The organism is Acinetobacter sp. GW821-FHT09D10, from assembly GCF_059416285.1.
The window spans coordinates 139,272-163,090 of sequence record NZ_JBWKOW010000001.1 but is presented as its reverse complement, the minus strand read 5'-3'; the positions used below and the strand labels follow the sequence as shown (position 1 = coordinate 163,090).

The following is a 23,819-nucleotide window of genomic DNA, read 5'->3' as shown; positions in this document are numbered from 1 at the left end:
TAAAAGTAAAAAAATGAATAACTCACTAGGAGAAGATTAAAGGAAAGAATTCATAAACACTAAATCAAGCATAAGTACTTAGCTTGAAATCACTATATTGATGATATTCATACAGCGTTCTAATAAAAAAAATTAATTAGAATGTTGTATGCCCCAAAAGGAATTTGAGGCTCTCATGTATTCACGCATTACTCGTTACTCGTTACTTATTTTAGCAACATCACCATTTATGAATACAGCATCTGCTGCTGCTTTGGATAGATCTGGACAGCCAGTGACTGATTTTTTTCAAGATGGTACCTATGCTTCCGTTTCTTATAACTATGTTATTCCCCAAATAAGTGGGCAAGATACTGGTCTAAGTTCTCATGGAAATCCACAACATATTCCGAATATTACCAACAACTACTCATCCCTCAGAGGCGGATTAAAAACTGATTTAAATGAAAATATTAGTGTTGGCCTTCTTTATGACCAACCCTTTAGTATTGATCTTCAACATCATGGCCAAAATGATTTTGTCTCTCAGCCTGTAAATCACCTAGCACAAGGAACTAATGCTACGTTGAGTAGTCATAATTTGACTGGTTTAGTTGGCCTGAATATTAATGAATATTTAGGTATTTATGCAGGGCCTGCGATTGAAGAGATACAAGGTAAAGTACAATTACGTGGGCACATTTATAAAGGTATGGCAAATTACAATGCTGACCTAGACTCAGATTATGCTACTGGTTGGGTCATAGGATTAAATATTAAAAAGCCTGAATTAGGGTTAAAAGCAGCCCTGACCTATCGTTCAGAAATCAGACATAAAACCGAAGGCACAGAACAATTTAGCGCATTAAGTAATGATATTTACATTTCACCTGTAATATTTACCTCTCCAGAATCGATTAATTTTGATTTTCAAACAGGTTTGAATAAAACAACATTATTAACTGCAAATGTCCGTTGGGTACCATGGAAAGATTTCGAGTTAAAGCCTGCCAAATTAGCAGAGCGAACTGCACCAGCGAGTCCCGACCATACTGGGTTTCCATTAATTAGTTATGAGAAGGATCAATGGTCTGCACAAATTGGATTGGCTCGAAAAATGACTGAAAAGTTTGTCCTATCCACATCAATTAATTGGGACTCAGGCCTTGGAGACCCTGCAAATGCATTAGGTCCAATTAATGGTTATTGGGGAGTCGGACTTGGATTCCAATATCATTTTTTACCCGAATGGGCTATCTCATTTGGCGGCAAATATTTATGGCTCGGAGATGCTGAAGCTAAACGCCAAAATGGTGATATTGTTGGAAGATTTACAAATAACGACAGTATTGTTTTTGGATTAAAACTGTCTTATCAAAATAAATCTAATCATTAGAAATTTTAGAAAGGACGGTATTTTCCCGTCCTTTCATATGTAAAAACTTTTTAATTAATCTAAATTCATGGCAACCGCTCTGGTTGCTTTATGCTTTCGCGTGACGAACAACCCGCAAACAACCACAAGCAAAGTTACGCCCAAAGATAAAGTAGTTTCATAACTATAGGCTGGTGATAAGAACATATAACCTAAAACGGTCATAATGACTAAAATCACAAACCAAGTTAACCATGGGAACAACCACATTTTAAAAGATACCGCTGTACCCTCTTTTTCCCATTTATGTCTTAAACGCAATTGTGAAAATGCAATCACCAGATACACCAGTAACGCAATTGAGCCAGTTGTTGAGAGCAAAAACCCAAAGACTTGGCCTGGAAACATATAGTTGACCGCACAGCAGACCACACCAATCAAAGTAGATAAAAACACAGCCGAAGTCGGTACGCCCGCTCCATTAATTTTTGTCACAACTCTCGGTGCTTCTTAACGTGTCCCTAAGGCAAATAACATACGAGATGAGGTATAAACTGCGGCATTCATACAACTTGCAACTGCAATAAAAACGACAGCATCCATAATCAGTTTAGTCTCAGGAACATTCAGGCTCATTAACACAAACTGAAAAGTGCCAAATTTTTGTAAGTCTGGCGAACGCCAATCGACCAAAGCAACTGCAAGAAAAATAGAAACAACGAAGAATAAAATAATTCGGTAGAGCACTAAATTGGTCGCTCGTTTAATTTTTTCTTCCGGATTTTTAGATTCAGCTGCAGCAATAGAAAGAATTTCGATTCCAAAAAATGAAAATGCCGAGATTAAAATGGCCGATACAACCCCGCCCATGCCATGTGGCATAAAACCACCATTTGAAAACAGATTGCCGACACCACTCACATTTTTTGCTAAAGGCCACATGCCAAATACAGCCATTGCCCCGATGATGATAAATACTACAATTGCAACGACTTTAATGAGGGCAAACCAAAACTCAAATTCACCAAAACTTTTGGTACTAAAAAAATTAGCTAGGCTGAGTAAAATAATAAAGGCAAACGCATAAATGGCACTAGAAATTTGCGGAAACCAAGCATGTAAAATTTCAGCTCCAGCAATGGCTTCAATTGGAATAACCAGTACCCAAAACCACCAATATAACCACCCGATGGTAAACCCAGCCCAAGGGCCAATTGCTTTACGGGCATATGTAGAAAATGAACCTGTATCTGGTTGTGCTACGGCCATTTCGCCCAGCATGCGCATAACCAGAAAAACTAAAATACTTGTAATTATATAAGCGAGTACGGCGGCTGGTCCTGCTTTTGCAATTGCCGCAGAAGAACCTACAAATAAACCCGCACCAATAACACCACCGATACTAATCATGGTGACATGTCGATTAGAAAGTCCTTCACCTAATTTTGTTGTTTTATCATTGTTCATATTCGATTCCTTCAAATTGACAAACTGATTTTAAAACCGTCTTAAAAATGTACTTCTCCAATTTGTACGAAACAAAAAAGGGAAAATCAGAGTTTTCCCTTTTTATTCATCAATTTAATGTAGGCATAGCAAATTGTTTGGATTCACGGACTTGTGTCGAAGGCCAACGTTGAGTAATGGTTTTACGGCGTGTATAAAAACGCACACCATCTGGCCCATAAGCATATAAATCACCAAACAATGAACGTTTCCAGCCACCAAAACTATGATAAGCAACTGGCACAGGTAGGGGCACATTGACCCCAACCATACCGACTTGAATGTTGCTGGTAAAATAGCGTGCTGCTTCACCATCACGAGTATAGATACACGTTCCATTGCCATATTCATGGTCATTAATGAGCTGCATTGCATCTTGCATGGTTTGAACACGAATGACCTGTAAAACAGGACCAAATATTTCTTGCTGGTAACTTGTCATTTCTGGTGAAACTTGATCAATTAAAGTTGGCCCAACAAAAAAACCTTTCTCATAACCTGCTGGTTTTGCATCACGACCATCCACAACAATTTTAGCACCTTGTTGCTCTGCACTTTGAATAAAAGCTTGTACTTTATCTTTATGTGCTTGCGTAATGAGCGGTCCGAAATCATTACGCTCATCTGCATAGTGACCAAACTTCAATTGCTTCATTTCTTGTTTTAATTTTTCAATCACAACATCTGCAACTTCATCTCCAATTGCAACAGCAACGGACAGTGCCATACAACGTTCGCCAGATGAACCAAATGCAGCACCTAACAAGGAAGTCACCACATTATCAATATCTGCATCTGGCATAATAATGGCGTGATTTTTGGCCCCGCCTAATGCCTGGCAACGCTTACCATTCGCCGTTGCTGTACGATAAATGTACTCTGCAATTGGGGTTGATCCGACAAAACTTACCGCTTGAATTTTTGGATGATGCAATAATGCATCAACAGCTTCTTTATCACCATTTACAACATTGAAAACACCATCAGGCAACCCTGCTTGTTTTAATAGCTCCGCTAGAAATAACGCAGCCGACGGCGCTTTTTCTGAAGGCTTTAAAATAAAACAGTTACCGCAAACAATCGCCATTGGGAACATCCACAATGGAACCATTGCTGGAAAGTTAAAAGGCGTAATTCCGGCAACCACACCTAGCGGTTGAAATTCGCTCCATGAATCAATATCTGGCCCAACATTTTTCGAATATTCACCTTTTAAAAACTCAGGCGCGCCACATGCATATTCAACATTTTCAATACCACGTTGTAATTCACCTTTTGCATCGTGACAAATTTTTCCGTGTTCTTCACCAATCAGCTCGCAAAGCTTGTCAGCATTTTCTTCAAGTAATTGCTTAAATTTAAACATCACACGTGCACGCTTAATTACTGGTGTATCACGCCATGCAGGAAAAGCTTGCTCTGCAATTTGAACCACTTGGTTGACCAGCTCTTTATCTGCAAGTGCAACATCTTTAGTACTCTCACCAGTCGCTGGATTATAAACCGGCTGTTTCTTGGTGGTTTTAGTCACTAGGCCACCATCAATAAAATGCCCTACCACTTTAATGGCTTGCTGACTTGAATTTGTATCTGTGTTCGTAACTGCATTACTATCAAAATTCTCTAAAGTGTTCATCTTTATTCCTTGTGTCTATTCATCTTTTCCAATTAAGTTCTAAGTCGATCAGTGTTATTTGACTTGGTAAATTGCTTCACCCACGGCGTTCATGAGTCGTTGCAACTCTACTTCCGTGCTATTAAACATTGGACCAAACTGAAGCGTATCTCCGCCAAAACGGACATAGAAACCCGCTTTCCAAAGTTGCATGCCAATTTCGAAACCACGAATTGTCGCATCACCATCGCGTGGTGCTAATTGCACAGCACCAATCAGCCCGCAGTTGCGTATATCAAGAATGTTTGGAGCGCCTTTTAATTCATGTAAAAGTTTTTCAAAGCTTGGAGCCAAATCAGCCGATTGATGAATTAAATTTTTCTTCTCTAAAACATCGAGTGTTGCTAAAGCAGCCGCGCAAGCCACCGGATGCGCCGAATAGGTATAACCATGGGTGAACTCAACCGCATGTTCAGGTAAATCTTGCTGCATAAAGGCGTCATAAATTTCATGGCTTGCCACCACGCCACCCAGTGGAATAGCGCCGTTGGTAATTTGTTTGGCAAAATTTAAAATATCTGGCGTAACGTCAAAATATTCTGAAGCCGTCCATTTACCCATTCGTCCAAAACCAGTAATGACTTCATCAAAAATCAGCAAGATATCGTGTTGGTCGCAGATTTCTCTTAAGCGTTTTAAATAACCAGTCGGTGGCACAATGCACCCTGCCGAACCTGAAACTGGTTCTACAATGACAGCGGCAATATTCGATGCATCATGTAACTCAATTAACTTAAGCATTTCATTGGCAAGTTCTACACCACCTGTTTCAGCACAGCCTTTGGTAAAACTTAAATCGGGCTGCAAGGTGTGCGGTAAATGATCTACATCCATGAGCTGACCAAACATTTTACGATTGCCACCAATGCCTCCAAGGCTGGTTCCTGCAACGTTGACCCCATGGTACCCACGTGCGCGCCCAATCAACTTGGTTTTGCTTGGTTTGCCTTTAATTCGCCAATAGGCACGCGCCATTTTAATTGCAGTGTCGGCAGACTCTGAACCTGAGTCGGTAAAGAACACATGCTGCAATTTTTCAGGCATATGCTGAATAATTCGTTCAGCCAACTGAAACGATAATGGATGACCAAACTGAAATGCCGGAGAGTAATCAAGTTTGGCTAACTGAGTACTCACGGCTTGCTGAATTTCTGGAAGCGTATGTCCTGCACCACAAGTCCAAAGGCCCGACAAAGAGTCGTAGACTTCGCGGCCTGCGTTATCAATTAAATAAGACCCTTTAGCACCAACAATCATGCGTGGATCTTTATGGAAATTACGATTTGCAGAAAATGGCATCCAATGCGCTTGATAATTTAAGCTCATCTGAGCATTTGATTGAACGGTTTCTGATGCAAAATCACCATCAGTTAATTTGTCGATATCAAACATAATCACTCTTCTTGTTTTGAGGCTATTTTTTGAGTGTACATAGCACTATAGTTTTGATAAATTCAAATTATCTTGAGTTTAGATTTAAAAAAACAAAACTAAATGAAACCTAAAAAATTAAATCAAGTCACTGATTTTGATATTAAATTACTTAAAATATTTAAGACGGTTTGTGACTGTCATAGTTTTACCTCTGCCGAAAGTATTCTTGGCATTAGCCGTTCTGCAATTAGTCTGCATATGAGTGATTTAGAAAATCGTCTGGGCATCCGGCTATGCCAACGTGGCCGTGCAGGGTTTGCCCTGACGGATGAAGGACGGGAAATTTTAGAATATATAGAAGTGCTCACCGCATCTATCGAAGACTTTCGCTCTAAAGTTAATCAAATGCATAACCGTCTAAAAGGCGAATTTAATATAGGTATTATTAATAACCTCGTGACCATGCCAAGTGGCTACATTACCAATACGCTGGCACAACTCGCCGAAGAACATTCTGAAGTAATTATTAACATTAGTATGAGCACACTTTCAGATATTGAGTGCCGTGTGCTAGATAACCGTTTACATGCTGGAGCAATTCCTCTTGTTACCCCTTTATCTGGCCTAGAATATTTTGATTTATATAGTGAAAGTTCATTTTTGTATTGCGGTAAAAACCATCCCTTGTTTGGCAAATGTAGCAAGATGGATTTAGATGAGTTAAAAACCTGGCAAGCGGTACTCCCCAATTATGCCATCACACCAGAAGCAGCAAAATTGCACCAGCTTTTAGACTGTAAAGCGACTGCAAGTGACCGTGAAGGAATTGCATTTCTGATTTTAACGGGAAAATTCTTAGGTTTTTTACCCGACCACTATGCAAAAAAATGGGTTGAAGATGGTTTTATGCAAGCCGTTTCAAAGGAAAAAATGCATTACAGCACTCCCATTTGCTTAATTACCCATAAAGGCAAAAACCACAATATTATTTTAAAAACTTTTATGGATATGCTTAAGAAGCGGGTCGTAAATAATTAAAAATCTATCTTTTTTAATTTATTAAGCTCAAACATGGCATTTTTATATTTAAAATATGCCTTATTTATCTGTTTTAGTTTCTATTGATACTGCTAAAAAATAGTCAGTAGTTTACAGATGCATTGAAGACAATTCACAACCTAGAGGTAGTTGTAGTTTTACCCCACCTCCTCAGTAAAAATTAGCTTATTTCTTAGGATATGAACTCGGTTGGAAATTATTCATACCGAATTTTGCAGATCGAATGCATTTCGAGCGTGTTCAACCATTGGAAGCTTATCAATTGTCCACGCATGCAGTTGTCGTAAGGGTTGCTGCAAGGTATTGCCCAGAGGTGTGATTTCATATTGAACAGCGAGTGGAGACGAAATCACATGGCGGGAAATAAGTCCATTACGCTCCAAACGGCGCAGACACTGGGTCAGAGCCTTTTGTGTAACACCTTCCAACCGACGCTTAATCGCATTAAAACGATGTGGACCATCCTCTAAAACAGCCAATACCATCATCGACCATTTATCTGCAATTTGATCAAATAAGGCTCTGCTTGGGCAATCTGATGAAAAACACTGCGGTTCAATAACTAACATCGAATGTTCCATGACTCTCCCCGAACAACTACACACCAATGTGGTACTAGGTTTAAATTTTATACCAATCTAAACGCTTGAACAACAAGCTCTCAATCCACTTGCTTAGCCAGCTTGATTGAGAGTCACATCATACAGTGTGGCAAGTAATTACTATGAAAATAAAGTTTGAGGTGGTTTACGTGAGTATACCTAGTCTACTTAAAGTACCTAATTGACACTAGGTTTATAATATATACCATTAAGACTTACACATTTTTAGAGTCTATTTGATGTCTATTCTGAATAACTTCTTCCATCCTCTTAAGCTTGCTTCAGGCATAACTCTTCGCAATCGTATTGTGATGTCGCCAATGACAACTTGGTCAAGCACTGATGATTTTCAAATCTCGGATGAAGAGGAAGCCTATTACCGTCTTCGCGTTAAAGGTGTGGGTTTGGTCATTAGCGGCTGTGCCCAAGTCACCGCTAATGGTATTGGGTTCACAAATGAGTTTTCTGCAGCTGACGACAGCTATATTCCAAGCCTTAAACGGCTTGCTGACGCTGCAAAGAGTGGTGGCGCACCAGCCATTCTTCAGCTATTTCATGCAGGCAACAAGGCACTGCCTCATCTCATTGCCGATGCAGATGTGGTGAGCTCGAGCGCTATCTTGACGAAAGCTACTCCTTTCATGGCACCGCTGACACCTCGGGCACTGACAAGCGATGAAATCTTGCAGATGATCAAGGCATTCGGTGAAGCAGCAAGACGCGGTATTGAGGCGGGTTTTGACGGTATAGAAGTTCATGGCGCCCACGGTTTTCTTTTGCAAAATTTTCTGTCGCCAGCTACCAATACACGCACCGATGAATGGGGTGGCTCATTAGAAAATCGCATGAGGTTCCCATTAGCCGTCGTTGCAGAAATCAAGCGCGTCATAGCCAATTATGCTGACCGCCCATTTGCTATCGGTGTCCGCCTTTCCCCTGAAGAGACAGTCGATGAAGGTTACCGTATTGACCAAACTCTTACTTTTATTGACCAATTGTTAGACCTCGGGGTCGATTATATTCATGTCTCTTTGGCTAACATGTTGACTGACTGCCCTATCGACGATCCAACAGGACCATCCATTATTAGTCGCATCATTAATCAGGTCGACGACCGTGTGCCTGTTTTGGCCGCGGGTGGCATCCTGACCCCCGATCAAGCCAAACAAGCACTGGTTACTGGACTATCTATGGTTTCGGTTGGACGCGGACTGATTATCAATCCAGACTGGGTTGATCATCTTAAAAAAGAACAGGAAGTGAACATCGAACTTGATCCGACCAAGATAGATGCACTCAAGATCCCACAGAAGCTTTGGGCCATCATTCAAGGCATGCCTGGCTGGATTCCTTTGAAGCAATAAGGATTACTTAGACTACGCACCAGTTTGGCTACCATCAAGCTGGTGGTGAACGCCCTTACGGAAACAAAGACTTATATTTTTTATATCCTTTGATGGAAGCCAGTTCAGAGAATAACGGCATTTACTGAGCCATCAACATATTCGGTCTTGAGAATTAAAAAAGGAGGTATTGGCCTCCTCTTTTAATTCAAAATATAAACATCTGGTTGTAGGTTAAATATCTTTATTTGATAGATATTACTAAAGATGCTTTGATTTCACTTTAGGTGGTAGTTGATATTTGTGCCATCTCTTTCTTTTCTAGACGATTTAGCAATGTGCCAAAAATTGCTGCAACAATGTACATAAATAATGAATAAACTGCTGCTGGCATAGCGGCCGTACTACTTGCCATTACTGTAAACGCAATAGTCATGGCTAAGGTACTGTTATGAATCCCAATTTCAAACGCACAAGCTTTTGCCTGAAAGCTATTTACACCGAATAATCGTGGAACAAAATAGCCAACAATTAAACTACATACGCAGAACAGCAAAGTTGCCAATCCAATTTGCCCAATATACGTCATCAGATTTTGGTAATCCCGCGCAATTGCCAATATGATGATGGATACGAGAAAAACAATAGCAAAAATACGCACAGGTTTATTGAGCTTTTCAGCCATATGCGGTGAAAAATGACGGACTAACATCCCAATACCCACGGGCACTAAAATAATTAGAAAAACTTGTATGATTTTAGAAAATTGCAATCCTACGTTTTGTCCATTTTCCATAAAGTGTTGTATTGCAAAATTCACAATTAATGGAAGTGTAAAGGCAGCAATCACCGAATTTATAGCCGTTAAAGTAATATTTAAAGCGATATCACCTTTATAGAGATAACTAAATAAATTAGCAGTTGGCCCGCCCGGTGACGCAGAAAGTAGCATTAATCCCACAGCGAGCAATGGTGGTAAAGCAAGAATCTTACAAATAATAAAAGCAATACTGACTAAAATAACCAGTTGGCAAAATAATGCGATAAAGACTGCTTTGGGGTGTTGTCGTACACGTTTGAAGTCATTTACGGTCAGCTCTAGACCTAAACCAGCCATAATAATTGCAAGTGCAATTGGTAAAAATACGGTAATTAATCCTGAACCCATAATCTCATTCCTTTTTTTCCATTTATTGATGGACCTTCTAGTCCCATACGCTTATGTTTTTAATTAAAAAATTAAAAATTCTTATTAAACCTTTAGTTCTTTTCTTAAAATTTTACCCACATTCGACTTGGGTAATTCATTAATAAATTGAATATAGCGTGGTTGTTTGTAGCCTGTCAGGTTTTCTTTTGCATAGGTCTGGATTTCTTCAACCGATAAAGAGTCATCTTTTTTAACAATAAAGGCTTTAGGCACTTCACCCGATTTTTCATCTGCAATGCCAACCACGGCGACTTCCAAAATTTTTGGATGTTGAGCCAAAACTTCTTCAATTTCGTTTGGAAAAACATTAAAACCTGAAACTAAAATCATGTCTTTTTTACGGTCAATAATTTTGGTATAGCCTTTTTCATTCATGAAACCAATATCACCGGTTCTAAAGAAACCATCATCGGTCATGACTGCTTTAGTTTCTTCAGGCAAATTCCAGTAACCTTTCATGACCTGTGGGCCACGAATTGCAATTTCTCCAGTTTCACCGGGTGCTAATTGATTACCTTCATCATCCAAAATAGCAATATCCGTACTTGGTACAGGAATACCAATCGTGCCACTAAAAAGATTAGAGATGGGCGGGTTAAAGGTAGCAACTGGTGAGGTTTCTGATAAGCCATATCCTTCACGGATAATACGTCCTGTCAGTTTTTCCCATCCATCGGCAGTGGATTTCAAAATTGCCATACCGCCGCCTGTGGTAATTTCTAAACGGCTATGGTCCAATTTATTAAAGCCTTCATGATTAAGCAGTGCATTAAATAAAGTATTTACAGCAGGAAAAACCGTAGGATGATATTTTTCAAAACAATGCACGAGAGCGTCTAAATCACGCGGGTTTGGAACTAAAACAGTGGCATAACCTTTATTCATTGCGCTGTGCAATAAACACACAGTAAAACCAAAAATATGATAAAGCGGTAAAGCACAGATCGCTATTTCATCTTCAAGAGCATCTCGGTCACCAAAGTAGCTTTTAAAAACCACATTATTTTGTAATAAATTGGCGACAATATTTCTATGGGTTAATTCCGCACCTTTTGATACACCTGTTGTTCCACCCGTATATTGCAAAAGCACAGTATCATTAAGAACAAGTTCAGGGCGTATATAGTCTTGGGCATTTACCTTTAATAAGATTTGCTTAAAACTATAGTTTTTTAAATCTGATGTGTCTAATTCAGCAGGTTGTTCGACTAACATTTCAGTCATTGTGGTGGTAATAATATGCTCAACCGACACCTGCTCTTTGACAGCCTCATAAACAGGTAAAAACTGTTCCAATATAAATAAGACTTTTGCGCCTGCATCATTTAATTGATGCTTTAATTCACGTGCGGTATAGAGTGGATTAATATTGACCAGAATGTAACCTGCGCGAATCACGGCAAGTGAAATAATCGGGTATTGAATAATATTGGGCATCATTACGGCAACACGTGTACCCTTTTCTAGCCCTAAACTTTGTAAGAATGTTGCTACTTGTCGGCTATATAAATCGATTTCAGCATAAGAAAAAGATTTATCTGCAAATATGAACGCATTTCTTTGCTGGAACTTATTAAAACTGTTGTCCCAAAAATCGAGAAGTGAAGTTTGTTCATCAGGCAAAGTAATCGTACTTTCAATATTCCATTGCTTATATTCATCTAACCAGATCTGATTTGTCATCTTATCGTCCTTTATGATAGAGAGGAATTTCGATTTTCTTCTGTGTCATCTATGTCATTATTGTTAAGTTAAAATTTATAACCAATTTTCAAACCATAACCAATTGAATAGTTATTTTTATATTCACCGACATAATATTCACTGCCTGCCTGAGCACCAAGCTGACCTTTGGCATCCCCAAGCCATAGATACTTCATTCCACCTGAAATAAAGTATTTTGAAGTTGGACTATATTGCGCACCAAGACCGACATTGTAATAACCTTTCGCTGGCCCACCTGTAGACACACGCTCTCCTGCACCCGAATCCCAACCAACAGAAACTGAACCTGACCATTTATCACTTAGACGTTGCCCAATTCCAAGATTGGCAGACCATTGATCGTCATAATAGCGAACCAGATTAAAACCATTTGGACGACTTGGTGTTGATAGAACCCCAACAACTTCTGAGATTTCGCCAAAACTATACGGTTTAAACTCAAAATCATTCCAGTTAACCCAACGCACGTTACCAAACAATAAAGTGCCTTTGCGTAATCCGGTCTGAAATTCCAAATTCACTGACTCTGGTGCTCTAAATTTAGTTGGACCTGACGTTCCTGCATCTGGTAAGCCCGCAACAATACGATTCAGTGCTTCTTTACGTGATTCAGTGAGTTGCCCCATAGAAACCATATACGCCAAATGCTGATCAAGAAAATCACGACCTTGTTGCGTACTTAACATATCAACCATGGGCGCATTTTCATTGGCAGTCACTTCATGCAGAATTTCTGAACGATAGGTCAATGAGGCTTTAATGGCTTTTTCAGGAATTTGATAACCAAATCCTGCCAACCATCCCCAATCTCCAACTTCTTTGGCATCAAAGTCATAACCATTATATAAACTGAAAACTTGACCTCTTAAATTGACGTTACTTTTAAAAGTTTGATAAACAGGTCCTGCATAAAAATTCCAGTTTTTATTCGGTTGATAACCAAAAATCAGACTGAAATTTTGCATAACAAAATTCGATTTGGTGTTCCCTGTTACGACTTCTCTACCTGTCTTTTGGGCAAGTGTTGCAGAATTAATGCCTGGTACTAAAACCGTATCGTTCGGGGTAGCAACAAAGCTGTTCTTTCCATAATATTCTGAGTCGGAAGTAAATGGCTGATCATAAAGAAAGCCAAATGAAAACTGCGGGGCTAACTGTAATTTCAAAGCTGCACTGGGGCGATAATCAGAATTTGCAATATCAGAAATAGCATTACGCGTTGGGTTCGTACCCGCTTCTTGTCCTTCTAACGAAGTGTCTGAAACAGATAAACTTGCCTCAAAATAATTATCAGGTTGTAGAAATGCAGAAATTGATTGTCCTGTTCGATCAAATGCTGCTGCATAGAGTGGGCTCGTACAAAATGAAGCCATTACCATGACTAAAGTTTTCTTTTCCATCTTTTAATCCGTCCTAGATTTTTTATTTTTACTTATTAGAGCGCTCTTATACCGAACGCCCGAAGTTTGTTTCTACGTGGTGGTTCTTATTAGGTAACTTCAAATAAACTGGCTGATTCCACATCTCCCATTGATACCGGACATAACGCATCTTCAATAAACTTAGGTTCTTCTCTTGCCTATTCAACGGCGCGTTTAAGGAATGGTTCTTACTAGAACCATTCTTCCGACATAGTAAGTGGAGTTGTCTCTACCGGATCAAGCACTGCTAACCAACTTATAATTTTTGGCATTTCCCAACCAAAGAAATAATCACACGCGGCAAGCTTCCCACGCAGAAAATCAGGGTCTGTTGAATTTGGCATGAGTTTATGAATGACTACTGCTTGATCAAGCCATAACCACCCCACCACAAGATGCCCAAAGGCTTCCAGATAATTGGCGGCATTTGCCAGTTGGAGTTCTACATCGGTTAAGGCATGTAATTTTTCTGTTACATTCTGGATGAGTTGCCACTTTTGAGCTAAGTGATCTGCATGATCCTTTAACGAAGGCTCTGCTTTGGCTTGCGTAATGGTATTCATGATTTTTTCATGTAATAGCTTCATCGACAGTCCCTGATTAAGACGAGTTTTTCGTCCTAATAAATCGAGTGCCTGAATACCAAATGTTCCTTCATGGATTGGGTTAAGTCGATTGTCCCGATAAAACTGTTCAACATTATATTCACGGGTATAACCGTAGCCACCATGAACTTGAATTGCTAAATCATTTGCTACAAGTCCCCATTCAGAAGACCAGCTTTTCACCACCGGAGTTAATAGATCAAGTAATTGATTGGCTTGATTACGCTGCTCGGCATCTTCAAGTGAGTGGATATCATCGGTTAATCGGGCTGCATATAGGCACAGTGCCAACGCACCTGAGACATATGCTTTTTGCGCCAAGAGCATACGGCGGACATCTGCATGTTGAATGAGCGGGATTTGTGGAGAACTTGGATTACGTTCGCTACGAGAGCGACCTTGTACTCGGTTTTTTGCATAATCTAAAGCATGCAGATAACCTGTATATCCCAATGCTGCTGCCCCAAGTCCAACCGAAATTCGAGCTTCATTCATCATATGAAACATATAGGCCAGCCCTTTACCAGCTTCGCCAACTAGTTCACCAATTGCACCTGCTTCTCCTTGGGGTGTGTAACGACCTTCCCCAAAATTCAGCACGCAGTTGACTGTTCCCCGATAGCCCATTTTATGGTTAATTCCAGCCAGCACCACATCATTGCGTTCGCTTGGCTGTCCATTTTCATCGAGTATTTTTCGCGGTACAGTAAACAATGAAATGCCTTGCACACCTGCTGGTAATTGTCCATTTTCATCTGGAATTTTTGCCAAAACTAAATGAACAATATTGTCAGAGATATCGTGCTCGCCACCTGAAATCCACATTTTGTTTCCAAACAAGCGATAACGACCATCTTCTGTTTTAATCGCACGTGTACGGATATCAGCAAGACTTGAACCTGCTTGTGGTTCAGATAAACACATCGTTCCGAAGCATTTACCTTCCATCATGGCGTTGACATAGGGTTTCACTTTTTCAGGTTCACCATGGGCCATTAATAAATTTGCATTACCAATGGTTAAAAAGGCGTAGCCTGCTGTTCCTGGATTGGCACCGAGTAGATATGCCATACCTGCACGCTCAATGGTATTGGGTAAGTTCATACCATTCCAATCTGATGGAAAAGCTGAACTCATCAAACCCGCATCAGCAAAGGCCTTAAGCGCGACTCCGACTTCAGGATTGACCGTCACACGTTCACCATCAAAAACAGGTTCGTTACTGTCATTTTTTTTATTATGAGGAGCAAATAAATCGGTTGCCAAAGCCTCGTAAACGTTTAAAACAGACGTATATTCAAAACGGTCCTGTCCTGCAAAAGAATTGCGTTGACTAAGTTCTTCAACTTTTAGCCAATCGAATAGCAAAAAATCTACATCACGACGAGAGAGAATTAATTCATTGCTCATGGTTTATTCCTATACATTCACAAGTGTAAGCCACTCTGTAACAAGTGCCGGCTTGGCTTGGTTTTCAATTTCGATACTGACTTCCATGATCAGTTGATAAACACCCTTATTTTTCTCGGAAACATTTTTTAAATGAAAATGTCCACGCACACGCTTACCGCTATGTACAGGGCTGATGAAACGTAAATTATTGATGCCATAATTCACAGCAGATTGCTGCCCTTGTACAGTAGGAATGACTTGGGCGGCCATGGCTGAAAGCAAAGATAGGGTTAAGAAACCATGCGCAATCGTGCCACCAAAAGGAGTTTGACGAGCAGCTTCTTCATCCACATGAATAAATTGACGATCCAGTGTTACATCAGCAAAGGTATTGATCATGGTTTGCTCTATTGCAATCCATTCTGAGCTACCGAGTACCTTGCCTTGTAACTCAAAGAGTTGCTCGATGCTTAATGTATTTTTTGTCAAAATTATTCTCCTGCCATTAATGAAGCCTTTTTCAGCTCAAGCTCGCCCTGATCGCCCCCTCTGACAGGCACAAACTCATCTGTTCGGTCTGAAACATCAGCTAAACGTTGTGCTAAAACATGAGGAACTTGTTCATCTGTACCTAAATAAATCCCTTGTGTGAGGGTGATGTGTGCTGCCTCAAAGCTACCAGCACCAGCACAAAGAATCATACGGGTAGGTGCATCTTCGCCAACTAAAACCGCAATTGCAGGACTGACAGCGCTTGGTGCAAGGGCTTTTAGTGCTTCTTCAGGTAACAACCCTTCAAGCATACGAGTTGCTGCTGTTGGTGCTAGGCAGTTCACCCGAACATTAGATTTTTCACCTTCTAAGGCAAGCGTCTGCATTAACCCAACCAATGCCATTTTTGCAGCACTGTAGTTGGACTGCCCAAAATTGCCATACAAACCTGAGGATGAAGTAGTCATGACAATACGACCATATTTCTGCTCGCGCATGATATCCCATACAGCTTTAGTGCAATTTACGGCTCCCATGAGATGTACATCAATTACTGTACGGAAATCTTCTAAAGCCATCTTGCTAAAGGTTTTATCTCGGAGAATTCCAGCATTATTAACTAAAATATCTATGCGACCCCAGCGGGCAATAGTTTCATCTACCATCTGTTGAACTTGTTCAAAATCAGTGACTGAAGCACCATTTGCCATCGCCTCGCCACCCGCTGCAATAATTTCATCCACGACTTTTTGGGCCGCCATGGTTGAGCCGCCCTTTCCGTTTACATCACTACCCAGATCATTCACGACCACTTTTGCACCCAAACGAGCCAGTAATAGTGCATGTTCTCGCCCTAGACCAGCGCCAGCACCTGTAACAATAGCCACTCGATTGCTTAAATTAATTGTCATGATTTTTTCCTAAATAAATTAATAAGATGTATTTAATAAATGTTTTAATAAGCTGTCACTCCGCCATCAATTGCAATGGCTTGACCTGTGAGATATGAGTTTTCTTTGGCACACATCATCAGCATCATTGCCACCACTTCGCTTGGATGGCCAAGACGCTTCATTGGCGAGGCCTGCGCTAAAAAGTCTTGTTTCTCTTTGAGTTCACTGTCGACTACCATCGGGGTGGTTGTATAAAATGGACAAATTGCATTAACTCGAATGCCTTTATTTGCATATTCAATCGCTGCTGTTTTTGTTAATCCCACCACAGCATGCTTTGCCGCAGCATAGGCAGCCAATTTGGGAGCCGCGCCTAAACCTGCAACAGAAGCAACATTCAGAATAATGCCACCACCTTGTTGCAACATCTGACGAATTTGATGCTTCATTCCAAAGAACACACCTTTGGCATTGACGGCAAAACTCAAATCCAGATCTGCTTCATCGGTATCAATAAAGCTTTTCATAGGCGGACTCATACCTGCATTATTGATCCCGACATCGATTCTACCAAACTGAGTAACTGCACTTTGCACCAAAGCCTGTACATCTGCTTCACAGCTGACATCACACACTTGCGCAACCACCTCTACTCCTGCTTGGCGTAGCGGTTCAACTACAGTATTTAACCCTTCAATATTCAAGTCACCCAACACTAATTTTGCACCATACTTTGCCAGTTGCTCTGCCAGCAATGCACCAAATCCACTCGCCGCACCTGTGATTAAGACCACTTGACCTGAATAATGTTCGTACATTGCTATTCCTCCCTAAATAGTTAAACCACCATCAACCACAATACATTCACCATTGGTGTAACTCGCAGCATCGGACACCAGATAAAGTACCGTTCCCGCCATTTCACGTGGCTCTGCGTGACGGCGTAATGGAATTGAACTCATCCAGCTTGTATAAATATCTTCATTTTCAAATAGTGCCGATGCAAATTTGGTCTTTGTAAGACCTGGTAACAAAGCATTCACTCGAATACCCAATGGTCCACATTCTTTTGCAAATGCTTTGGTCATATTCACCACCGCAGCTTTGGTAATAGAATAAATACCTTGTTGGTCTCCGGGTTGTAGGGCATTTACAGATGCGGTATTCACAATTGCACCGCCGCCCTGTTCCTTCATTAATTTACCTGCCTCGACAGACATAAAGAAATATCCACGAATATTGACATCAACCGTTTTGTTATAGGCCCCAATATCAGTATCCAAAATATGCCCAAAATAAGGATTGGCAGCTGCATTGTTGACTAAAATATCTAAACGACCATGTTCTTTACGAATATATTCAAAAATTTCTGCAATATCTTCTAGTTTACCCACATGACAAGCGGCAGCTTCCGCTTTACCATTTGCTGCAATAATTTCATTAGCAACGCGTTGGCAATCTTCAACCTTGCGACTAGATACAATCACATGTGCGCCTTGTTCAGCTAAAAGTTTGGCAATTTCCTCACCAATACCACGACTAGCACCTGTAACTAAGGCTATTTTTCCAGTCAAATCGAATAAATTTGTAGCCATATCATTTCCTTATGTTCATGGATTTTGTGAAGTCAGTTGTAAACAACGCTCATATAAATTTTCGACAAAACTCCCAAAATTTTTAAAATCGGGATTTTGAGTTTCTTTATGGTAATAACGATAATAAATTTGCTGGAGAATAGCGGCTAAACGAAATAAGCCAAATACTTCGTAAAACGTCCAATTGTTGGTATGTAAACCTGTTTTTTGCAGATAATAGTCCACGACTTCCTGACGTAAAAACATGCCTTGTAAATAGGTTGGCTGACGTCGCATAGATTTCAATGTTGCGTTATCATCATCTTGTACCCAATAAGCCAGAGCACACCCTAAATCCATAAGTGGATCGCCGAGTGTCGTCATTTCCCAATCCAATACCCCAATAATAGAGGTAGGTTGTTGTCGATCTAAAATGAGGTTATCAAATCGCCAATCGTTATGAATGACACACGTTTTACTGTCTTGAGGGACATGCGCATGTAGCCATTGTCTTATCTCACTGAAATTTGGTACATCAGGCGTTAATGCTTTTTCATAACGCTTATCCCATCCTTCAACTTGGCGACGACAATAACCCTCGCCTTTACCTAGCATTTCTAAATCAGTGCCTTGATAAGGGAGTTGATGTAAGGCGATTAGAGAATCCAGCATATTTGTACAGAGAACTTTGAGCTGATCTCTACTTAAACTTAGGTCTTGGGGCAGATCAGCGCGAAGAATTATGCCTTCGATACGTTCCATCACATAAAAATCACAACCAATGACGGTGTGATCTGTACACAATGCCACCATTTCTGGAACCATAGGGTAAAGTGGCTTAAGTGCTTTTTGCACCCGATATTCCCGCACCATATCGTGAGCAGATTTTGCTTTTGTACCTGATGGTGGGCGACGTAAAATCAAATCGTGATTATCGCATTCAATCCGATAAGTCCAATTAGAGGCCCCACCCGAATATTGAGTTATTTTGGGTGTGCCTTTTAAACAAATACCCTGTTGAAACAGCCAGTCTTGTATAGCAGTTATGTTGAGTTCTTCACCCTGACGTACCTGACCACCAACATCAATCACAGACATGGTTATTTCCCCTCTGCTCGATGGTGGCTATATCCCCGCTTTTTTAACTCGATTTTACTAATAACACGTTTATGAACTTCATCTGGGCCGTCCGCTAAACGTAAAGTTCGCGCAAGAGCAAAAAAACGAACCAAAGGCGTATCATTTGATATTCCCATTCCACCATGAATTTGAATTGCCATGTCCATGACTTGTTGCATTACATTAGGGGCAACTACTTTAATGGCTGAAATTTCAGTCATAGCTGCAACATTTCCAACGGTATCCATTTTCCAAGCTGCATACAAAGTCAATAATCGAGCTTGATCAATCGCAATTCGGGCATCTGCAATACGCTCTTTATTGCCGCCTAATTCTAAAATTGGTTGACCAAATGCCGTACGGCTCATACCACGATCAATTGCCAATTCTAAAGCACGTTCAGATGCTCCCACGCAGCGCATACAATGATGTATTCGCCCTGGCCCTAAACGCCCTTGTGCAATTGCAAAACCTTGTCCAGCTTCGCTAATGAAATTACTCACGGGTACACGTACATTATTAAAGCTGATTTCGCCGTGACCATGGGGTGCCTCAGTTTCATTAAAAACTGGAAGCATTCTTTCAATCTTGATTCCAGCCGTATCGATAGGTACTAAAACCATCGAATGCTGTTGGTGTTGACCTTTATTTGCATCGGGTGTGCGTGCCATCACAATCAATATTTTAGCATTCGGATCACCTAAACCTGATGACCACCATTTTCGACCATTGAGAACGATTTCATCACCCTCAATAACCGCGGTAGTTTGCATATTGGTGGCATCACTTGATGCAACTTCAGGCTCGGTCATACAAAAAACAGAACGAATTTCGCCTTTTAATAATGGTTCTAACCATTGTTTTTTCTGCGCTTCATTCCCATAACGCCATAAAACTTCCATGTTGCCAGTATCTGGAGCATTACAGTTAAAAACGGTCGGAGCTAAAAAACTACGACCCGTTTGTTCTGCGATATGAGCATATTCTTGAATATTCAAACCCGCGCCTAATGTGTCATCAGGTAAGAACATATTCCATAAACCAGCTTCCTTTGCCTTATTTTTTAATGTTTCCAAAGCGGTCGGCCATTTCCATGTGGTCCAATCATCATGGTCGCAAGTACGTCGAATCTCAGCCCAAAACTCTTCCTCAATAGGCTCAATTTCAGTTGCCATGAATTGCTTAACTTTTTCTAAATATTGTTTGCCACGAGCGCTAAGTTCAAAATTCACAGTTTTAATCACTCTATTTGTTATGCTATTTCCTGACCATACCGAACTTGTTACAATGAATAAAATGAATTGTTTGAATAACAAACCATGAATGAAATGAATAATAATGTCGCCTCTCTAGCTCGTATTGACCTCAATCTATTTCGGGTGTTTGTCACAATTTATAAAGAAAAAAATCTAACACGTGCGAGTGAACAACTTTTTTTAAGCCAACCTGCTGTTAGCCATGCGTTGGCCCGTTTACGCGATCATTTTAATGACCCACTATTTATTCGAGATGGGCATGGCGTTGTTCCATCGCCTTTAGCCAAACGGTTATGGCCTAAAATTGAACAGTCATTGCAACTTATGCATCAAGCAATTCAAAGCACGCATGACTTTGTGCCAGCACGAGATTTAAAACATCTCACAATCGCTATGACTGATGAGTATGAAGGGATTTTTTTGCCTTCTATTATTCAACACTTAACCCAATTTAATCCTAATTTGCAGTTAAATAGCGTACGCATTGATCGTAAAAACTTAAGGTATGAGCTGTCTACGGGTAAAATCGATTTTGCAATTGATGTTCAACATTCCGTTGAAGATAGTATTGATTATGAATGCTGTAATAAAGACCAGTTTGTGGTAATAAGCCGCAAGCAGCATCCATTATTATCATCTACGGACCTAACAAAAGAAATTTATTTAGATGCCAAACACATTACTGTGTCCTCTCGCCCCACAGGTCGTGTCTTTGAAGATTTCTTCTTATCTAAACTAGGTATCAAAAGAACTATTAGCTTTCGCTGCCAACAATATGAAACGGCAATCCGATTAATTACACAAACGGACCATTTACTCACGATTCCTCAATGCCAAATTGCTTATTTTAAAGATAATTACCCTCAAATTAAGGTGCATCCACTACCCATTGATATAGCTGGATACCAAATGAACTTATATTGGGATCAACAAAAGTCCCATGAACACCAAATAGCGTGGTGTAAGACGCAACTATTGCATATTATTAGTAATTTATAGAATAGTTTCACAACTAAATCAGAAGGATAATTAAGCTCAGCATTTTATTTATGCCTGATGCACTAAAGCACACCCATTTGCTTAATTATCTATAAGGGTAAAAATCACAAGATTATTTAAAAACTTTAAAAAAGAGCACCTAAGTGCTCTCTCGTTCTCATTGATTTTTAGATAAGGCAAAATTTATTGCCCTGTCATATGCATGTTCTTGTAGCTCAGTATATACATAGAAATCCTGTTCTGCCTTGGTAACAGGATTAATGAGTTTCATTGGTTCATAACTATGAGTATTTAAATCATTGGGATCAACATCAAATGCTTCTAATTGCTGCTCTCTCCACTCGCCACTTAGAACACCACCCACACAAAGCCATTTTGTTGAATTGTCTGACATATATAATCCTTATTATTGGAGGTGCTTTTATACCATATCACGGCGACCTTTAAGTCAGTTTAATTTTTCATCCCATCAAAAGATAAAGCCCCGTGTTTAGGAGATAGCTAAGTTTTTTAGCTCATCTTGGCGACTAAATTTATTGAATCTCTTTTTTCTAATTCACTCTTTAACTTTAATATTTCAGGCCACTTATTCAAATTTAGAGAGAAATAGTCACACCAATGTAACATTACATAGAAATAGAAGTCTGCAATTGAAATTTCACTACCCATCAAAAACTGATATGAATGAAGTCTACTCTCTATGTAATCAAAGCTTCTTTCTAATTTCTGTTTAGATACTTCAATCCAAGAATCAATTTTTTCATTGTAGAAAAAAGCAGAAAAGTTCTTATGAATATCCATACTAATAAATGATAAAAGACTCATCATTTCATAACGCTCAAAAGAACCCACTTTGGGAATTAAATTCTTCTCTGGAACTAAGTCAGCTAAGTAAGTCAGTATAGTGGTAACTTCAGTTAGAACTTTACCATTATCAAGCCCAAGTGCTGGAACTGCCCCTTTAGGGTTAATCTTTAGATAATCCAGCCCAGATCCAGTCACTTTTGTTGATAAATCTACAAACTCTGTATCAAATATTTGCCCAGTTTCTTTTAAAGCAATATGGATCGCCATTGAACAGGCATGTGGATAAAAAAATAATTTCATTGATGATAACCATAATTTAAATAGAAAAAATAAAGGTAAAAATACAAATCTGCATTTCTACCTTTTTGAAATTATTTAAGTTTCTTATCTACACAGAGGCCACCTGCTCCAAAAATAACAAGTGCCAAAAGACCTCCCGCCATTGAAATGTTTTTCATAAACATAATTTGGCTGTTCATATCAGAACCACTGTGAAATAGCACTGCTGCCACTAACGAGAAACCAAATAATAGGAATGCTGCAAGTCGGGTTTGGAAACCAATCAATACAAGAAAGCCTCCTCCAAATTCAACCAGAATAGCGAATGGTAATAACGCGGATGAGACTCCCATAGACTCCATATACCCTGCATTACTTGAGTATTGAAATATCTTTCCTATTCCAGATAAGATAAAAATTACAGATATCATTACCCGCATTAGAAGTGATGCAAATGGAAATATCCTCGGATGTTGGATAACTTTTTCAATTGCATTATTAATTTTAGTCATGATTATTCCCTCAGTTCTAAGCAGAAACAGCAAACATTTCTGGAATACCATTTATTGTTTGGCTAATTGATTGAGAACGAGTTGGAAAAGCCATTCCTTCTGCACGTACTACAAAAACATCTTGGACACCTAAGAAGTTAAAAATATCTTTTAGATAGGATTCTTGATGATCCATAGGGAATTGGTTGCCATAAGCACTACCGCGAGCACTGACAATAATAACTTTCTTACCTGAAACTAAGCCTTGTGGTCCATTTTCTGTATATCTGAAAGTTCGACCCGCAATTAAGATTCGGTCAATCCATGCTTTCAATGTGGTAGGGATACTCAAGTTATACATTGGCGCACCTAGTACAAAAACATCCGTTTCCTCAAATTGTTGAAGGATACGTTCATCAACTTGTGCTTCGGCACTCAAGTTATCAAAATGTTTGGCAAAATGCGGAAGTGGATCTGCATGTAAATCTCGATACGCCACTTCTAAAGGACCATGTTTTTTTAACTCTTGAACAACCGCATGACCAATTTCTCTGGTGGCAGAGTATTCACCAAGTGCGCTCGAGTCTAAATGTAATAATTTCATTTCATACCTATTCGGTTTTTTAGTCGTGAAATGAGTTTA

At 39.8% G+C, this 23,819-nt stretch carries 21 protein-coding genes and 1 pseudogene; 4 read left to right on the top strand and 18 right to left on the bottom strand.

The window, feature by feature from the left end; genetic code table 11:
* The first annotated feature begins 175 nt into the window (after nt 1-175).
* Entirely contained in the window at nt 176-1,375 is a 1,200-nt protein-coding gene (locus AC07M3_RS00795; RefSeq protein WP_494566223.1) for an OmpP1/FadL family transporter, read from the top strand.
* A gap of 54 nt (nt 1,376-1,429) precedes the next feature.
* On the opposite strand, the pseudogene AC07M3_RS00790 reads toward AC07M3_RS00795, so the two are convergent.
* The 3 genes and pseudogenes from AC07M3_RS00790 to aptA form a co-directional block, all read right to left on the bottom strand.
* Nucleotides 1,430-2,821, bottom strand: a pseudogene (locus AC07M3_RS00790) (amino acid permease).
* 109 nt (nt 2,822-2,930) lie between these two features.
* Entirely contained in the window at nt 2,931-4,496 is a 1,566-nt protein-coding gene (locus tag AC07M3_RS00785) for a CoA-acylating methylmalonate-semialdehyde dehydrogenase (RefSeq protein ID WP_494566222.1), read from the bottom strand.
* Nucleotides 4,497-4,550: 54 nt separating this feature from the next.
* Entirely contained in the window at nt 4,551-5,933 is a 1,383-nt protein-coding gene (gene aptA, locus AC07M3_RS00780; RefSeq protein ID WP_494566221.1) for an omega-aminotransferase AptA, read from the bottom strand.
* A 96-nt stretch (nt 5,934-6,029) separates the two neighbouring features.
* Here aptA and AC07M3_RS00775 point away from each other — a divergent pair, with 96 nt between their 5' ends.
* A complete protein-coding gene (locus AC07M3_RS00775) occupies nt 6,030-6,947 on the top strand; it encodes a LysR family transcriptional regulator (RefSeq protein ID WP_494566220.1) in 918 nt (305 codons plus the stop codon).
* Nucleotides 6,948-7,168: 221 nt separating this feature from the next.
* Here AC07M3_RS00775 and AC07M3_RS00770 read toward each other — a convergent pair whose 3' ends face one another.
* Nucleotides 7,169-7,549: a winged helix-turn-helix transcriptional regulator gene (locus tag AC07M3_RS00770; protein WP_092705926.1), complete on the bottom strand. Its 381-nt coding sequence runs from the start codon at nt 7,547-7,549 to the stop codon at nt 7,169-7,171.
* Nucleotides 7,550-7,809: 260 nt separating this feature from the next.
* On the opposite strand from AC07M3_RS00770, the gene AC07M3_RS00765 reads away from it, so the two are divergent.
* On the top strand, nt 7,810-8,934 hold the full coding sequence (locus AC07M3_RS00765; RefSeq protein ID WP_494566219.1) for an NADH-dependent flavin oxidoreductase: 1,125 nt from the start codon (nt 7,810-7,812) through the stop codon (nt 8,932-8,934).
* Between the two features lie 262 nt (nt 8,935-9,196).
* On the opposite strand, the gene AC07M3_RS00760 is transcribed toward AC07M3_RS00765, so the two are convergent.
* The 10 genes from AC07M3_RS00760 to AC07M3_RS00715 form a co-directional block, all read right to left on the bottom strand.
* Nucleotides 9,197-10,081, bottom strand: coding sequence for a bile acid:sodium symporter family protein (locus AC07M3_RS00760; RefSeq protein ID WP_494566218.1), 885 nt, complete (start codon nt 10,079-10,081; stop codon nt 9,197-9,199).
* 84 nt (nt 10,082-10,165) lie between these two features.
* Nucleotides 10,166-11,806, bottom strand: coding sequence for an AMP-binding protein (locus tag AC07M3_RS00755; RefSeq protein ID WP_494566217.1), 1,641 nt, complete (start codon nt 11,804-11,806; stop codon nt 10,166-10,168).
* A 68-nt stretch (nt 11,807-11,874) separates the two neighbouring features.
* Nucleotides 11,875-13,248 carry a long-chain fatty acid transporter gene (locus AC07M3_RS00750; protein ID WP_494566216.1) on the bottom strand — a complete coding sequence of 458 codons (1,374 nt, stop codon included), beginning with the start codon at nt 13,246-13,248 and terminating at the stop codon, nt 11,875-11,877.
* Between the two features lie 212 nt (nt 13,249-13,460).
* A complete protein-coding gene (locus AC07M3_RS00745; RefSeq protein ID WP_494566215.1) occupies nt 13,461-15,284 on the bottom strand; it encodes an acyl-CoA dehydrogenase in 1,824 nt (607 codons plus the stop codon).
* A gap of 9 nt (nt 15,285-15,293) precedes the next feature.
* Entirely contained in the window at nt 15,294-15,755 is a 462-nt protein-coding gene (locus tag AC07M3_RS00740; protein WP_307009532.1) for a MaoC family dehydratase, read from the bottom strand.
* A gap of 2 nt (nt 15,756-15,757) precedes the next feature.
* A complete protein-coding gene (locus AC07M3_RS00735; protein WP_494566214.1) occupies nt 15,758-16,669 on the bottom strand; it encodes an SDR family NAD(P)-dependent oxidoreductase in 912 nt (303 codons plus the stop codon).
* A gap of 44 nt (nt 16,670-16,713) precedes the next feature.
* On the bottom strand, nt 16,714-17,469 hold the full coding sequence (locus AC07M3_RS00730) for an SDR family NAD(P)-dependent oxidoreductase (protein WP_003651898.1): 756 nt from the start codon (nt 17,467-17,469) through the stop codon (nt 16,714-16,716).
* Nucleotides 17,470-17,481: 12 nt separating this feature from the next.
* On the bottom strand, nt 17,482-18,246 hold the full coding sequence (locus AC07M3_RS00725; RefSeq protein WP_092705944.1) for an SDR family oxidoreductase: 765 nt from the start codon (nt 18,244-18,246) through the stop codon (nt 17,482-17,484).
* Nucleotides 18,247-18,261: 15 nt separating this feature from the next.
* Nucleotides 18,262-19,323 carry a phosphotransferase family protein gene (locus AC07M3_RS00720; protein WP_494566213.1) on the bottom strand — a complete coding sequence of 354 codons (1,062 nt, stop codon included), beginning with the start codon at nt 19,321-19,323 and terminating at the stop codon, nt 18,262-18,264.
* Nucleotides 19,324-19,325: 2 nt separating this feature from the next.
* Nucleotides 19,326-20,576: an acyl-CoA dehydrogenase family protein gene (locus AC07M3_RS00715; RefSeq protein ID WP_494566212.1), complete on the bottom strand. Its 1,251-nt coding sequence runs from the start codon at nt 20,574-20,576 to the stop codon at nt 19,326-19,328.
* An 87-nt stretch (nt 20,577-20,663) separates the two neighbouring features.
* On the opposite strand from AC07M3_RS00715, the gene AC07M3_RS00710 reads away from it, so the two are divergent.
* Nucleotides 20,664-21,599, top strand: a complete 936-nt coding sequence (locus tag AC07M3_RS00710) for a LysR family transcriptional regulator (protein ID WP_494566211.1) — start codon at nt 20,664-20,666, stop codon at nt 21,597-21,599.
* Between the two features lie 157 nt (nt 21,600-21,756).
* On the opposite strand, the gene AC07M3_RS00705 is transcribed toward AC07M3_RS00710, so the two are convergent.
* The 4 genes from AC07M3_RS00705 to AC07M3_RS00690 form a co-directional block, all read right to left on the bottom strand.
* The gene (locus AC07M3_RS00705) at nt 21,757-21,993 is read right to left on the bottom strand and encodes a hypothetical protein (RefSeq protein ID WP_045431740.1); all 237 of its coding nucleotides are present in this window, start codon (nt 21,991-21,993) and stop codon (nt 21,757-21,759) included.
* Between the two features lie 116 nt (nt 21,994-22,109).
* A complete protein-coding gene (locus tag AC07M3_RS00700) occupies nt 22,110-22,706 on the bottom strand; it encodes a glutathione S-transferase family protein (protein ID WP_494566210.1) in 597 nt (198 codons plus the stop codon).
* Nucleotides 22,707-22,777: 71 nt separating this feature from the next.
* Complete coding sequence (locus AC07M3_RS00695) at nt 22,778-23,197, bottom strand: DoxX family protein (RefSeq protein ID WP_494566209.1); 420 nt, start codon at nt 23,195-23,197, stop codon at nt 22,778-22,780.
* A gap of 16 nt (nt 23,198-23,213) precedes the next feature.
* Entirely contained in the window at nt 23,214-23,780 is a 567-nt protein-coding gene (locus tag AC07M3_RS00690; protein WP_494566208.1) for an FMN-dependent NADH-azoreductase, read from the bottom strand.
* Nucleotides 23,781-23,819: the final 39 nt, after the last annotated feature.

Bases quoted from the DNA above. Each gene is read 5' to 3' on its own strand.
- AC07M3_RS00795 (WP_494566223.1), top strand. From the start codon at position 176: ATGTATTCACGCATTACTCGTTACTCGTTACTTATTTTAGCAACATCA.
- AC07M3_RS00785 (WP_494566222.1), bottom strand. From the start codon at position 4,496: ATGAACACTTTAGAGAATTTTGATAGTAATGCAGTTACGAACACAGAT.
- AC07M3_RS00775 (WP_494566220.1), top strand. From the start codon at position 6,030: ATGAAACCTAAAAAATTAAATCAAGTCACTGATTTTGATATTAAATTA.
- AC07M3_RS00770 (WP_092705926.1), bottom strand. From the start codon at position 7,549: ATGGAACATTCGATGTTAGTTATTGAACCGCAGTGTTTTTCATCAGAT.
- AC07M3_RS00765 (WP_494566219.1), top strand. From the start codon at position 7,810: ATGTCTATTCTGAATAACTTCTTCCATCCTCTTAAGCTTGCTTCAGGC.
- AC07M3_RS00760 (WP_494566218.1), bottom strand. From the start codon at position 10,081: ATGGGTTCAGGATTAATTACCGTATTTTTACCAATTGCACTTGCAATT.
- AC07M3_RS00755 (WP_494566217.1), bottom strand. From the start codon at position 11,806: ATGACAAATCAGATCTGGTTAGATGAATATAAGCAATGGAATATTGAA.
- AC07M3_RS00750 (WP_494566216.1), bottom strand. From the start codon at position 13,248: ATGGAAAAGAAAACTTTAGTCATGGTAATGGCTTCATTTTGTACGAGC.
- AC07M3_RS00745 (WP_494566215.1), bottom strand. From the start codon at position 15,284: ATGAGCAATGAATTAATTCTCTCTCGTCGTGATGTAGATTTTTTGCTA.
- AC07M3_RS00735 (WP_494566214.1), bottom strand. From the start codon at position 16,669: ATGACAATTAATTTAAGCAATCGAGTGGCTATTGTTACAGGTGCTGGC.
- AC07M3_RS00730 (WP_003651898.1), bottom strand. From the start codon at position 17,469: ATGTACGAACATTATTCAGGTCAAGTGGTCTTAATCACAGGTGCGGCG.
- AC07M3_RS00725 (WP_092705944.1), bottom strand. From the start codon at position 18,246: ATGGCTACAAATTTATTCGATTTGACTGGAAAAATAGCCTTAGTTACA.
- AC07M3_RS00720 (WP_494566213.1), bottom strand. From the start codon at position 19,323: ATGTCTGTGATTGATGTTGGTGGTCAGGTACGTCAGGGTGAAGAACTC.
- AC07M3_RS00710 (WP_494566211.1), top strand. From the start codon at position 20,664: ATGAATGAAATGAATAATAATGTCGCCTCTCTAGCTCGTATTGACCTC.
- AC07M3_RS00705 (WP_045431740.1), bottom strand. From the start codon at position 21,993: ATGTCAGACAATTCAACAAAATGGCTTTGTGTGGGTGGTGTTCTAAGT.
- AC07M3_RS00700 (WP_494566210.1), bottom strand. From the start codon at position 22,706: ATGAAATTATTTTTTTATCCACATGCCTGTTCAATGGCGATCCATATT.
- AC07M3_RS00695 (WP_494566209.1), bottom strand. From the start codon at position 23,197: ATGACTAAAATTAATAATGCAATTGAAAAAGTTATCCAACATCCGAGG.
- AC07M3_RS00690 (WP_494566208.1), bottom strand. From the start codon at position 23,780: ATGAAATTATTACATTTAGACTCGAGCGCACTTGGTGAATACTCTGCC.